Annotated in this window: 14 protein-coding genes and 1 pseudogene; 11 read left to right on the forward strand and 4 right to left on the reverse strand. The window is 51.4% G+C overall.

Annotation, left to right across the window (positions count from 1 at the left end; translation table 11 throughout):
• Positions 1–631, reverse strand: a pseudogene (locus HMPREF1051_RS08305) (tetratricopeptide repeat protein); the annotation flags it as partial.
• 43 nt (positions 632–674) lie between these two features.
• Positions 675–3,464: a DNA polymerase I gene (gene polA / locus HMPREF1051_RS08310; protein WP_003767079.1), complete on the reverse strand. Its 2,790-nt coding sequence runs from the start codon at positions 3,462–3,464 to the stop codon at positions 675–677.
• A 192-nt stretch (positions 3,465–3,656) separates the two neighbouring features.
• Between polA and HMPREF1051_RS08315 the strand changes: the two genes are divergently transcribed.
• The 5 genes from HMPREF1051_RS08315 to HMPREF1051_RS08335 all read left to right on the forward strand — a co-directional run bounded on the left by HMPREF1051_RS08315 (position 3,657) and on the right by HMPREF1051_RS08335 (position 6,649).
• Positions 3,657–4,157 carry a hypothetical protein gene (locus tag HMPREF1051_RS08315; RefSeq protein WP_003767062.1) on the forward strand — a complete coding sequence of 167 codons (501 nt, stop codon included), beginning with the start codon at positions 3,657–3,659 and terminating at the stop codon, positions 4,155–4,157.
• A 26-nt stretch (positions 4,158–4,183) separates the two neighbouring features.
• On the forward strand, positions 4,184–4,474 hold the full coding sequence (locus tag HMPREF1051_RS08320) for an NTF2 fold immunity protein (protein ID WP_003767093.1): 291 nt from the start codon (positions 4,184–4,186) through the stop codon (positions 4,472–4,474).
• A 101-nt stretch (positions 4,475–4,575) separates the two neighbouring features.
• On the forward strand, positions 4,576–5,037 hold the full coding sequence (locus HMPREF1051_RS08325) for a hypothetical protein (RefSeq protein WP_003767100.1): 462 nt from the start codon (positions 4,576–4,578) through the stop codon (positions 5,035–5,037).
• A gap of 145 nt (positions 5,038–5,182) precedes the next feature.
• Positions 5,183–5,944, forward strand: coding sequence for a hypothetical protein (locus HMPREF1051_RS08330; protein ID WP_003767111.1), 762 nt, complete (start codon positions 5,183–5,185; stop codon positions 5,942–5,944).
• 42 nt (positions 5,945–5,986) lie between these two features.
• On the forward strand, positions 5,987–6,649 hold the full coding sequence (locus tag HMPREF1051_RS08335) for a PspA/IM30 family protein (RefSeq protein WP_003767104.1): 663 nt from the start codon (positions 5,987–5,989) through the stop codon (positions 6,647–6,649).
• Between the two features lie 89 nt (positions 6,650–6,738).
• Here the strand turns inward: HMPREF1051_RS08335 and HMPREF1051_RS08340 are convergent, their stop codons facing one another.
• Together HMPREF1051_RS08340 and HMPREF1051_RS08345 are read right to left on the reverse strand one after the other, a co-directional pair.
• Positions 6,739–7,164 carry a PepSY domain-containing protein gene (locus HMPREF1051_RS08340; protein ID WP_003767121.1) on the reverse strand — a complete coding sequence of 142 codons (426 nt, stop codon included), beginning with the start codon at positions 7,162–7,164 and terminating at the stop codon, positions 6,739–6,741.
• A gap of 54 nt (positions 7,165–7,218) precedes the next feature.
• A complete protein-coding gene (locus tag HMPREF1051_RS08345) occupies positions 7,219–7,563 on the reverse strand; it encodes a hypothetical protein (protein WP_003767095.1) in 345 nt (114 codons plus the stop codon).
• A 128-nt stretch (positions 7,564–7,691) separates the two neighbouring features.
• Between HMPREF1051_RS08345 and HMPREF1051_RS08350 the strand changes: the two genes are divergently transcribed.
• The 6 genes from HMPREF1051_RS08350 to HMPREF1051_RS08380 all read left to right on the forward strand — a co-directional run bounded on the left by HMPREF1051_RS08350 (position 7,692) and on the right by HMPREF1051_RS08380 (position 13,003).
• On the forward strand, positions 7,692–7,919 hold the full coding sequence (locus tag HMPREF1051_RS08350; RefSeq protein ID WP_003767056.1) for a hypothetical protein: 228 nt from the start codon (positions 7,692–7,694) through the stop codon (positions 7,917–7,919).
• Between the two features lie 68 nt (positions 7,920–7,987).
• Positions 7,988–8,470 carry an OsmC family protein gene (locus HMPREF1051_RS08355; RefSeq protein ID WP_003767130.1) on the forward strand — a complete coding sequence of 161 codons (483 nt, stop codon included), beginning with the start codon at positions 7,988–7,990 and terminating at the stop codon, positions 8,468–8,470.
• A 239-nt stretch (positions 8,471–8,709) separates the two neighbouring features.
• A complete protein-coding gene (locus HMPREF1051_RS08360; RefSeq protein ID WP_003767067.1) occupies positions 8,710–9,375 on the forward strand; it encodes a YqiJ family protein in 666 nt (221 codons plus the stop codon).
• A gap of 79 nt (positions 9,376–9,454) precedes the next feature.
• The gene (locus HMPREF1051_RS08365; protein ID WP_003767086.1) at positions 9,455–10,048 is read left to right on the forward strand and encodes a hypothetical protein; all 594 of its coding nucleotides are present in this window, start codon (positions 9,455–9,457) and stop codon (positions 10,046–10,048) included.
• A 609-nt stretch (positions 10,049–10,657) separates the two neighbouring features.
• Positions 10,658–10,999, forward strand: coding sequence for a hypothetical protein (locus HMPREF1051_RS08375; RefSeq protein ID WP_036492596.1), 342 nt, complete (start codon positions 10,658–10,660; stop codon positions 10,997–10,999).
• Between the two features lie 291 nt (positions 11,000–11,290).
• Positions 11,291–13,003, forward strand: coding sequence for a flotillin family protein (locus tag HMPREF1051_RS08380; protein ID WP_003767084.1), 1,713 nt, complete (start codon positions 11,291–11,293; stop codon positions 13,001–13,003).
• Positions 13,004–13,058 lie beyond the last annotated feature (55 nt).

Below are 13,058 nucleotides of genomic sequence, written 5' to 3' on the forward strand. Positions count from 1 at the left end.
AAAATTGGGCATGGGTTTGTTGTTGAAGACTGTTTTGCTTGTCTGCCAGCTGCTCGGCAAGACTCAATTGCTGTTGGAAATATGCAACTGCCTGCTCAAACAACTTAGCCGCTTCCTTGCCTTTGGCTTTCATCGCCTGCTCAAAAGAGCAGCGGCCTAACCAAAATTGGGCATGGGTTTGTTGTTGAAGACTGTTTTGCTTGTCTTCCAGCTGTTCGGCAAGCCTCAATTGCTGTTGGTGATGTTTAACTGCCTGCTCAAACAACTCAACTGCATCCTTTCCTTTAGCTCGCTTCGCCCGCTCAAAAGAGCAGCGGCCTAGCCAAAATTGGGCATAGGTTTGTTGTTGAAGGCTGTTTTGCTTATCTGCCAGCTGCTCGGCAAGCCTCAATTGATATTGGAAATGTTCAACTGCCTGCTCAAACAACTCAGCTACATCCTTTCCTTCGGCTTGCTTCGCCTGCTCTAAATAGCAACAGCCAAGCCAAAACTGAATATCGTTTTGCTCTTGAATTTGGCTATTTTTATCTTCAATTCCATCTAAAGCCTGATTCAGCTTCTCAATCGCTTCGTCAAATTTGTTGTTATTGAATAACGCTACACCTTCTTTAATTAAATCTCGAACATCCATCACTTTATCCCTTTCTCAAAAATCTGTTAAACGCCATACCGTCTCAATGCGCCTCTTCCCAATTCATTCCTACGCCAACCTCCGCCACCAGCGGTACGTTCAACATTCCTTCATCCACTTTCGCCATAATCTGCGGCAGTTTTTCTTTCACCAAATTCAGTTCGGCTTCAGGTACTTCCAGCACCAGTTCGTCATGCACCTGCATAATCAATTTGCTTTGTAAGAGGTCGTCTGAAAGCCAGCGGGACACGTCTATCATGGCGCGTTTGATGAGGTCGGAGGCGGTGCCTTGCATGGGGGCGTTGATGGCGGCGCGTTCGGCTCCGGCGCGGGCGTTGGCGTTTTTGTTATGGATGTCGGGCAGGTAGAGGCGGCGGCCGAACAGGGTTTCGACGAAGCCTTGGGCGGCGGCTTGTTCTTTGGTGCGCTGCATGTATTCGGCGACGCCGGGGTAGCGGGCGAAGTAGCGGTCGATGAAGGTTTTGGCGGACAGGTTGTCTATGCCCAGCGATTTGGCGAGGCCGTATTGGCCCATGCCGTAAATGAGGCCGAAGTTGATGGTTTTGGCGTAGCGGCGTTGTTCGGACGAGACGTTTTCGGGGGCGATGCCGAATACTTCGGCGGCGGTGCGGCGGTGTACGTCTTCACCGTTTTGGAACGCGGCGATGAGGGTTTTGTCGCCGGAAAGGTGCGCCATGATGCGCAGCTCGATTTGGGAATAGTCGGCGGAAACGATGACGCTGCCTTGCGGTGCGGTGAAGGCGCGGCGCACGCGGCGGCCTTCGGCGGTGCGGATGGGGATGTTTTGCAGATTGGGGTTGTTGCTGGCGAGGCGGCCGGTAATGGCGACGGCTTGGGCGTAGGTGGTATGCACGCGGCCGTCTTTGGGGGAAATCATTTCGGGCAGTTTGTCGGTGTAGGTGGATTTGAGTTTCGCCAGGCTGCGGTTTTGCAGGATGATTTTGGGCAGAGGGTAGTCGGGCGCGAGCTGTTCGAGCACGGCTTCGTTGGTGGAAATGCCGCCTTTGGCGGTTTTTTTCAGGCCTTTGGTGGGGATGCCCATTTTGTCGAACAGGATTTCTTGAAGCTGTTTGGGCGAGTTGAGGTTGAACGGCTGGCCTGCGGCGGCGTAGGCTTCTTGTTCGAGCTTCATCAGTTCGGCGCCGAGTTCTGCGCTTTGGCGGGCGAGTTCGGCGCGGTCGATTTGTACGCCGTTGCGTTCCATTTCAAACAATACCTGCGCGACGGGCAGCTCCATTTTTTCATACATCTCAAGCTGTTTGGCGTCCATTTGCGCGCGCAGGTGTGCTTCGAGGCGCAGGGCGAAATCGGCGTCTTGGGCGGCGTATTCGGTCGCCTGCCCGATGGCGACATCGGCAAAACCGATTTGCTTCGCGCCTTTGCCGCACAGCGATTCGTAGGTAATGGTTTCCAAGCCGAGCCAGCGTTCGGATAATTCGTCCAAACCGTGTCCGAGATGGCTCTCGATGATGTAGGAAGCGAGCATGGCGTCGCCGGCAATGCCGTTCAGGACGATGCCGTAGTTGGCGAAAACGTGTTGGTCGTATTTGAGGTTTTGCCCGATTTTTTTCAGTGCGGGGTTTTCCAAATGCGGTTTCAGACGACCTAATACGTCTTGCAAATCAAGTTGTTCGGGCGCGGCGGTCAGGCTGTGTCCTACGGGGATGTAAACTGCTTCGCCTGCTTGAAACGCAATACTGATGCCGACCAGCGCGGCGTTCATCGCGTCTAGGGACGTGGTTTCCGTATCGATGCCGATGGTGTCCGCCCGCGACAGTTTGTCCAACAAAGCGGCAAACTGCGCTTCGGTGGTAATGGCTTGATAATCCAGCTTTTCAGGCGCGGGGGCATGTTCTCTGATTTTTTCAGACGACGTTTCCATGTCCAACGCCGCCTGTTCGCCTATCGTATCGCTGCCGAACAAATCGCCGTCCGCCGCTTCGTGCATACGGCTTTCCGCTTCTTTCAGCCAAGTGCGGAAACCCCAGCGTTTGAAATCGACCGCAAGCTGCGACCATTTCGGCGAAGTGCGGCGCAGGCTTTCAAGGCCGTCTGAAAGCTCGGTGTGCAAGTCCACATCGGTTTTAATCGTTACCAAATCATACGAAAGCGGCAGTTGGGGCAGTGCAGCTTGCAGGTTTTCGCCGACCTTGCCCTTGATTTCCGCAGCGTGTTCCATCACGCCTGCCAGCGAGCCGTAGGATTCCAGCCACTTCACCGCCGTTTTCGGACCGCATTTTTCCACGCCCGGCACGTTGTCCACCTTGTCGCCCATCAGCGCGAGATAATCGCGGATTTGGTCGGGGCGCACGCCGAATTTTTCCTTCACGCCTTCAATGTCGAGCGTTTCGCCGCTCATCGTGTTCACCAGCGTCACGCGCTCGTTCACCAGCTGCGCCATGTCCTTATCGCCGGTGGACACCACCACATTCCAACCCGCTTCACCGGCCATCGCCGCCAGCGTGCCGATGACGTCGTCCGCTTCGACTTGCGGAATCACCAGCACCGGCCAGCCCATCAGCCGCACCAAATCTGGCAAGGCTTCCGCCTGCGGGCGCAAATCGTCCGGCATCGGCGGGCGCGTCGCCTTGTAGTCGGGGAACATCTCGTGGCGGAAATTCTTGCCCTTCGCATCAAACACCACCGCGCAATAATCATGAACATAATCCGCCCGCAGCCGACGCAACATGTTCAACACGCCGTAAAGCGCACCCGTCGGCGCACCGTCAGGCGCGGACAACTGCGCCATCGCGTGATAAGCGCGGTAAAGATAAGAAGAGCCGTCAACGAGGAGGAGAGTGGGTTTGGACATGGTGAACCTGCTTGAAATAAGTGAAAAATAGATGGATGGATTATAAAGGAAAAGCTCGGTTCTCCCCATGTATCCGCAAACGTGTTTTAGCGAGTTTTAGGGTTTACAAAAATAAACCATTTCAAATATTGCGCCTTGTCATTTCATCTTGTATATTTGTATACAAATGAATACAAACCAAATTAAACGAATATGAGTGCAACAAACCGTATCCCAGTCAGCGTAAGAATCACTCAGGAAGATGCTGATTTTATTGCCGAATTAAAAATAGAGGGCGCGAATACGCCGTCTGAAAAAATCCGCGAGCTGCTCAAGCAGGCGCGTTTGGCGCATACACAGACGCGCGATTACGGTTCCGCGCTGACGGCGCAGGAGCAGTTTTTCCAAGCGGCGAAACATGACGTGCTGCACGCGGAAAAGCAGGCGGGGGTGCATTCGCATATCGTTGCGCGCTTGTTTGAGCAGCTGCCCGACTTGGGCGCGACGCTCGCCGCCGACCTGCCCGAAGAAGCCGACCTCGACAGTTTGAAAAAATACGAACGCGAACTGATGTGGCGCATCGTCCGCCTGACCGACAGCATCTTGCAGCTCGCCGTAACCGGCAAAGGCGCGGCATACGACGATACCGTGCTGCAACAGCTTGAAAACACTTTGAAACTGGCGAAGATTGTGCAGCAGGCGGGCGAGGTTTGAGGTGTGAAGGAAGGGCTGACTGAAAAATGAAAATCCACCATTGGCTTCTGACCTGTATGTTCATCTATCCCTCTTTGGCAGTGAGCGCGGACGGCGGCGCACAACCCGTTACCGAGCAGCAAGTCCTGCGGCTGACCGAAATTTATGTGACGCAGCATTACGGCGAACAAACCGCTCAAGCGCAAAAGCCGTATCGGGTGAAAAAAGACGGGGAACATTGGATTATCAGCGGCAAACCACCTAAAGCGCTGGGCGGCAATTTCCGCGCCGTTATCGGAGCAAACGGTCAGTTGAAAGAAATCACGCATAGCAAGTAGTGCAAGGTTTGAGGTCGTCTGAAAGGCTTCTCCTTTCAGTCCTGAACATCTATGTCCAAAATGGAAATGGTTCTATTCCAGCTTTAAGAAAGGGAGAGTAAATGAAAAAAGATATATTATATAAATTATCAAAGGAAGGGCTTTACCCTTCATATGTAGAACTTAAGGCATCTGGTATAAGTGAAGAAATATTAGAAAAAATACAGTTTTTTGATGAAAATCCAACTAAACTATTCTGGGAAATATATATTTCTAAAACAGAAGATAGGATTGTATATTTTGATCATGATTTAACCATAAAATATCGTTATTTAGATTACTCAGAATTGGAAAAAGAATGTTTTTTTTCTGATCTTAAAGCAGAGATTGGTGAAAATGAGATTTTTATGCTTTTCCATAGTTCAAAAATAGGCTTCTGTTTTCAAAAAGAATTTTTAAAAGAAATTTTAAATGCGGTATATTTTATGGACAATGAGGATATTTTACTTTATTGCCTGGATAGTAAAGTAATAATTACTGGTGGGTATAGGGGGTTTACCGTTTGGAATAATTTAAATAGGTAAGTTGTGTTCAGTATAAAAAATAAATTCATTTGTAGGGCATATATGAGATATATGCTAGGTGTTGCTTTATCAAAGCTTTATCTCACAAGTTGAAAGCTCTTTTGGAGAGGTATGGTGTACATTTATCAAAGGCAAGGCAACAAAGATGGAAAAATGGATAGCAGAAGCATACGAATTATTTGCACCTTACAGCGTGCGCTTCCCGCTGAATATCTGCACTTGCAATAGTTGCTCTCCCGAAGATTTCCAACAGGCGTTGTTGGAATATCCGTTACGCGAGATTCCTGTCGATATGTTGCAGGCGTATTTGGGCAGCGTACCTTTAGACAGCGGAGCCGCGACGGCTTTAGACATGAAACATTTTCTGCCACGTATTTTGCAGGCTTTGGTCAACGAGGAAGATGTCCGATCGCTTGATGAAACGTTGCTCGATAAGTTGTGTTGCCATTTTCCCGAATGCTGGAAAAAAGAAGAAATCGATTGGTTGAAACGTTTCGCCGCCGCTTGGTTTGACTCGCAACTGACCGCGCCCCGCTACGAAGGCTGCTTGGTCGTTTGGCTAAATATGTTTCAATTTGCCGGATTGGATGTTGTCGACGAACTGCTGGCAGTGTGGACGGAACAGGCGGATAAAACGGCAGCTTTACGCGAATTTGTCGACTTGTATTTAGAGATTCCGTATGGAAGCGACGAGCCGGATTGGTACAAAGTCTGCTATCTGCCCGAGCATTGTCCGAATAGAACGCAATTCGCCGCCCGACTGTCGGCTTGGTTTACCCACCCGGATACCCGCGCCACATTCAGACGAGCTTTAGAACAAGCCCTGCTGGAAGGCAAAGAAGACGAAAACGAAACATTGTCATGGGAGCAATATTACGACTGGTTGGCACAATCGAATGCCGGCTAAACACAATATTTCTCATGATTTCATAAAGAAAGGAAAATCCAAATGAGCGAAACCCTATCCCGCAGAGTGGGCCGTCTGGTGAGCGGCGGTTTTCATGCCCTGATTGATGCGGCGGAGAACCTTGCGCCCGAGGCGGTCATGAACGAGAGCATCCGCGAAATCGAGCGGGCGGTGGACGAAGTGCGTGCCGAGTTGGGCAAAGTGTTGGCGCAGAAACATCTTGCCGCCAAGAAAATGGCGGATGAAAGTAACCGCCACGAAGCCATCGATGCCAACCTGCAAGCCGCCGTAGCGGCGGGGCGAGACGACCTTGCCGAAGCGGGCATCGCCGAACAAATGGACATCGAAGCGCGCCTGCCTGTTTTGGAAAACACCATCGCCGACTGTGCCGCGCAGGAAAAAGAACTTGAAGGCTTTATCGCCGCCTTGCAGGCGAAAAAACGCGAGATGCAGCAGCAGTTACAAGACTGGCGCGCCGCGCAGCAAAGCACGGGCGCAGGCAAAGCGGCAGGCGGCAGCGACCTCAACCGCATCGCCCGTGATGCCGAAAAAAGCGGCAACGCTTTCGACCGCGTGATGGGCCGTCAGAACGCGGTACACAGCAGCACCGATGCCGCGCAGTTGGCAAAATTGAAGGAATTGGAAGACTTGAGCCGCAACAACCGTATTGCCGAACGGTTGGCGGCGTTGAAAGCGAGAAAATAAGTTTTCAGACGACCTTCTTTATCAGAAAGGGTCGTCTGAAAAGAAAAACGCCGCGCGGAGCCTGTCCTTGCAGCGTGTGGCGGAACGAATCAGTAGTCGATGCGTTCGCTGATGATGCGTAAATCCGGCCATGAGAAAACGATATCGTATTCGCGTCCGTTTTTGAAGGCTTCGGCTTTCAATACGGGGCGGCCGCGGCGGTCGTCGGCTTCGATTTCGTGAACTTGGTAGCCGCGTCGTTCGAGAATCCGCATCACTTGTGCGCGTTTTTGCTCGAAGGACGGATCGCTGTAAATTTGGTGTTCGATGTAGTCGTCATCGTAATACTTGCCGTTGCGGTAACGGTAGTCGTCATTACGGTCGTAATCACGCTCATAACGGTCATCGTAACGGTCATAACGCTGCTCGTAGCGGTCGGTACGATAGTCGTCATCGTAATAGTCGTAAGGATAGGGGGCGGCGCATGCGGTCAGTGCGATACTGCCTAAGAGTAATACCGGTAAAAGTTTTTTCATGTCGTATCCTTTCGGGACGTGGGGTAAGTCAAATCAAGAATATTCGGAAGCGGATTATAAATCAACGCGTTCTACGAGAATGTTCAAATCGGGATAAGACATCACGATTTTGTATTCCAAGCTGCCTTTGTAGGCCTCAAATTCCAAAACGGGTCTTGCCCAATAGAGGTCGGTGTCGGAATCGTGGACTTCGTAGCCTCTGTTATGCAGGATGGACAAAGCGCGGTCGTGGTGTTGCGCGAACGCCGGGTCTGTCTCCATGCGGTATTGGGCGTAGTCTTCGTAAAGGTCGAAACCTTCTGCTGCAAGAAAAATGGCGCAAACAGCGGCGACAGGAAGCAGCAGTTTTTTCAAAAGCGGTTTGGACGGCTTTGTATATTGCGACTGAGAATGTTTCATTTCGTTCCCTTTGCGTCTGTTGTCGGTATAGACATTTAAACACGCAGGACTTAGGGAAAAGTTAGGAGCGTTTTCAGACGACCTTTCTTTACGGTACGCACAGGTCGTCTGAAAAATAGGGGAATTTCATGATTTTTGCCATTTTGATCGGCTTGCTAACCGCCGTCTTGCTTTACTTTGTGATGTTTAAGGATTGGGACGAATTTATCGAATGCGTCGAATTCTATTGCACACCCGACATTATCAGCGCGCTGCGGGGGCGGTATTGGGATGATGTATGGGCGGAGACCAAAATCCTGCTGTGGCTGGGCATCAGTTTGGCGGCGGGCGCATCGGCTTATGCCTGGCTCAACTAGAGTCGGTATTTCAAGGCGGATACCGTCTTTATTGCTGCGAACAGTAAATAATTGAAAGGAATGTCAAAATGAGCAAAAAACACACCTACCGCACTGCGACAACATGGACGGGCAATCTTGGCGAAGGCACATCATCCTACACCGCTTATTTGCGCAACTTTACCGTTTCCGCCGAGGGCAAGCCCGACTTACACGGTTCCGCCGACCCGGCCTTCCGCGGCGATGCGGGCCGCTGGAACCCCGAAGAAATGCTGTTGGCCGCCGTTTCTGCCTGCCACAAATTATGGTACCTGCACTTGTGTGCCGACGCGGGTATCTGCGTTACCGCCTACACCGATCATGCCGAAGCGGTGATGGACGAAGGCGGGAATGGGAGCGCGGGGCGTTTCGTCTCCGCCGTATTGAAGCCGCGCGTTACCATCGCCGCAGGAAGCGACCGCGCCAAGGCTTTGGAACTGCATCACGAAGCGCACCGCCTGTGTTTCATCGCCAACTCGGTCAACTTTCCGATTGAATGCCGCGCCGAGATTGAGAGCGGAGAGGCCGTCTGAAAACCGAATGTCTGTTTGGGATGCACGGATAGGTCAAATTCAAATAAGGCATACCTAATGCCGTCATTCCCGCGCAGGCGGGAATCCAGACCTCGATTCTAGAAGTATTATTTGAAGATTGCCGTAATCGCAAACTTCTGGATTCCCGCCTGCGCGGGAATGACGACAATCAAACATTCAAATTTTCGCAAGCAGTCTATTTAAGGTCGTCTGAAAGTTGATAGAACAAGGAACGGAATATGTGGAATTTAATCAACGCCCCCGAAACGGAAATCTTCGGCATCGCCATCGCGCTGATGGTTTTGCTCGGCGTGTTGGAAGTCATCTCCATGCTGGCGGGAGGCATCAGCGACTGGCTGGACAACCTGCTGCCCGACAGCCTGACCGAAACCGCGCACGCCGAAGTCGGGCTGGACGCGGCGGACGCGGGCGTGTTCGTCAGGTTTCTGAGCTGGCTGTATGTCGGTCGCGTGCCGGTGTTGATGCTGATGGTGGTGTTCCTTGCCGTGTACGGACTGACGGGCTACCTGTTTCAGACGACCTTTGCCGCCGTGTTCGGCAGCTATCTGAACGGATGGCTGGCGGCAGTCGCCGTGTGGTTCCTTTCGCTGCCGCTGGTGCGCCTGACGGCGGGCGGACTGTACAAAATCATGCCCAAAGACGAAACCACCGCCGTTTCGCAGGAAAGCCTAATCGGACGCATAGGCACAGTGGTGCTGGGCGAAGCACGGGCAGGCAGCGCGGCGCAGGTGCGGGTGAAGGATGTATATGGTCAACAGCATTATGTGATGGCGGAACCGGATTCCGACGAAGTGTTGAAACAAGGCGACGCGGTGTTGCTGGTGTCGCTGGAGGGGAATACGTTTAAGGCGATTTTGAATCCGAGCGGGAGCTTGGTGGATTGAGGTCGTCTGAACAGATAAACGCCGGTTTGCAATGAATTACCATTTATCAATTAATTAGAAAAACAAAACGGGGATAGATATGGATTATTTGGCGCAGTCCGAGCGCGATATGCAATCCCTCATCGAAGCGTTGAAAAACAAGCTGCCGCGAGGTGTCATCGTTGTCGGCGACGGGCTGCTGTTTCAGCATTCGTTATTCAGAGGTTTGTTGTTTCAACCCTTGGTTGCTTTCTTGTTCGGCCTCATCGGCGTAGGCGGTCTCTGGCTGAAGATAGTGAAATGGATGGATCTATCGCTTTCAAGCAACATGACTTGGCTGCTGGCTATTGTACTCACGCTATTGTGGCTGTGGCGCGTGGAACGTTGGTGGAGCGGGCTGACGACCCGGAAATCGATTTATATTGATCGCGAAAAATTGATTATTTACGGCGCATTCGGACGCATCCGTTATCAAGGCGGACATGACGGGACTTACAGGAAGTTTGACCGTATACATATGAGTGACATCGTCGGAGTCAGTTTGATTACCGAACGCAGAGGAACAACAGTAATCGGCGGACTGCTGGGCTTGGGAAGACACAATATTTGTACAACAGCTTCCCAAAACGCATTGATTGAATTAACAGGCTGGCAGTGGTATTCAAGGTATAAGCTCGGTAGGTCGGATTCTTGAATCCGACGAACCGCTCCGCTTCAACCGTATTGCACATAACCGAAATTGTCGGATTCAAGAATCCGACCTACCTTTAAAACCGTTATTTTTAACTTTTCAGACGACCCAAAATTCCAAAAAACCGTCTGAACCGACGCCCCTCAAGTAGTCCGTAGCGTGGGCTTCGCCCACGAAGCAAACATCTCGGATGATCGTTTGATTCAAACGGCAGTAGGTCGCGGGCAAAGCCCACGCTACGGTTTGCAAAAAACAGAAATGGTAGGTCGGATTCTTGAATCCGACGAACCGCTCCGTTTCAACCGTATTGCACATAACCGAAATTATCGGATTCAAGAATCCGACCTACCTTTAAAACCGTTATTTTTAACTTTTCAGACGACCCCAAACCCTAAAAAAACCGTCTGAACCGACGCCCCTCAAGTAGTCCGTAGCGTGGGCTTCGCCCACGAAGCAAACAGCTCGGATGATCGTTTGATTCAAACGACAGTAGGTCGCGGGCAAAGCCCACGCTACGGTTTACTCACTTAGCAAATCGGTGGAAACTGTAAGAAAAGCTTTCTAGGGAAACGAATAAACCCTATTGAAGATTTTTGATTTCGAAAGGAAAGAATGATACACAAATTTTTTGTGAAAGTTTCAACTAATAAAAATGAAATTAAGATTTTGAAAGTTATACGAGCTTTTAATCAAGAACCGATTATTGAAATTCAAAGAAGACTTAAAAATAAAGAAAAGATTCTTGAAACCTTATATTTAGATCTGGAAAAGCTAAGAGAATTCAGGAAAGTACTAAGAAGCATTATAAATCTGGGTGGTGAAATTCATTTATTCCTTGATAGTGAGGACGATGAGGTTAGTCTAAATTTTCTGGATAACATAATTGCTTCTCAGGAAGATACAAAGAATTATATAGAGGAAGAAGACGCCTTCTTGCATGATGAAGATGAATAAAAGAATCACAACTTTATAAGTCCTGCTGCGAATTTGCTCGCTAAAAATTTTATAAAACTAACAAAAAACAGCCGTTATGGTCGTTATTTTAAGCTCGGTAGGTCGGATTCTCGAATCCGACGAACCGTTCCGCTTCAGCCGTATTGCACATAACCGAAATTATCGGATTCAAGAATCTGACCTACCTTTAAAACCCAAAATTTTTAACCTTTCAGACGACCCCAAACCCTAAAAAAACCGTCTGAACCCACGCCCCCTCAAGGGTATATCGACAACAAGAAAGGAAAACCCATGAACTTAGTTTCCATCGGCATCATCGCCGGCGTCATACTCGTTGCGCTGTTCGTACTCGGCCTCATCCTCACCCGCCTGTACCGCCGCGCCAGCAAAGAAGTCTCCTTCGTCCGTACCGGCTTCGGCGGCGAAAAAGTCATCATGAACGGCGGCGCGATGGTGCTGCCCGTGCTGCACGAAATCATCCCCGTCAACATGAACACATTGCGTCTTGAAGTGCGCCGCGCGGCGCAGCAGGCGTTGATTACCCGCGACCGGATGCGCGTCGATGTGATGGCGGAATTTTACGTCCGCGTCAAACCCAGCGCCGAGAGCATCGCCACCGCCGCGCAAACGCTGGGTATGAAAACCATGTCGCCCGACGAATTGAAAGACCTCGTCGAAGGTAAATTCGTTGATGCCCTGCGCGCTGTCGCCGCCGAAATGGCGATGGAAGAGTTACACGAAAAACGTGTTGATTTCGTTCAGAAAGTGCAACAAGTCGTGAGCGAAGATTTGTTTAAAAACGGCCTCGAACTCGAAACCGTCTCCCTGACCGGCCTCGACCAAACCAGCTTTGAGTTTTTCAACCCGCAAAATGCCTTTGACGCGGAAGGTCTGACCAAACTGACCGAAACCATCGAAGGCCGCCGCAAAAAACGCAACGAAATCGAACAAGACACCGATTTGGCAATTAAAACCAAAAACCTTGAAGCCGAGCAGCAACGCCTGAAAATCTCGCGCGAAGAAGAATACGCCAAACTCGAACAAGAACGCGAAATTGCCGTGCGCCGCGCCGAACAGGAAGCCAGCATCGCCGAGCAGGAAGCGCAGAAAAAACGCGAAGCGGAAGAAGCCAAAATTGCCGCCGAACGCGAAGTGGATTTGAAACGCATCGCCGCCGAACGCGACATTAAAAACGAAGACATCCGCAAAGCCCAAGCCGTCGAGCAGGCGGAGGTCGAGCGCCGCAAAGCCATCGAATTGGCAGAACAAGACCGCGCCATCGCCGTTGCCGAGAAATCGCGTGCCGAATCCGAAGCCAAAGCCGAGGCCGACAAAGCCCGTGCCGCCGCCGTGCGTGAAGAAGAGAGCGTGATTACCGTACGCGAAACCGAACGCGCCGAACGTGCCAAAGCCGTCGAACTGATTGCCGCCGAAGAAGCCGCGCAAAAAGACGCGATTTCGCTCACCGTCGCCGCAGAAGCCGAGAAACAGGCCGCGCAAGACCGCGCCGAAGCCGTGCGCATCGCCGCCGAAGCCGAAGCCGAGAAACAACGCCTGCAAGCCAAAGGTGAGGCCGATGCCAAAGTCCTGCTGGCGCAAGCGCAAGAGCAGCAATACAAAGTCGATGCCGAAGGTACCCGTGCCGTGAACGAAGCCGCCAACGTCCTGAGCGTCGAGCAAGTCGAAATGCAAGTGCGCCTCGCCCTGTTGAAACACCTGCCCGACATCATCCGCGAATCCGTGCGCCCGATGGAAAACATCGACGACATCAAGATTCTGCAAGTCAACGGCTTGGGCGGATTCAGCGGCGCTGCCAACGGCTCCGAAAGCGTGTCGGACGGTCAAACCACACAAGCCAGCCTCGCCGACCAAATGGTCAACAGCGCACTGCGCTACCGCAGCCAAGCCCCGCTGGTTGACGGCCTCTTGAAAGAGTTGGGTCTGAACGGCGGCGACATCAACGGTCTGACGCAGGGGCTGGATAAAGGCATCGGCAAAGAATAAGCCGCGCCGTTAAGAAGGTCTGAAAGCAAAGGTCGTCTGAAAACCGATTTCAAAG

Source organism: Neisseria sicca VK64, assembly GCF_000260655.1.
In the GTDB taxonomy this organism is placed as follows: Bacteria; Pseudomonadota; Gammaproteobacteria; order Burkholderiales; family Neisseriaceae; genus Neisseria; species Neisseria sicca_B.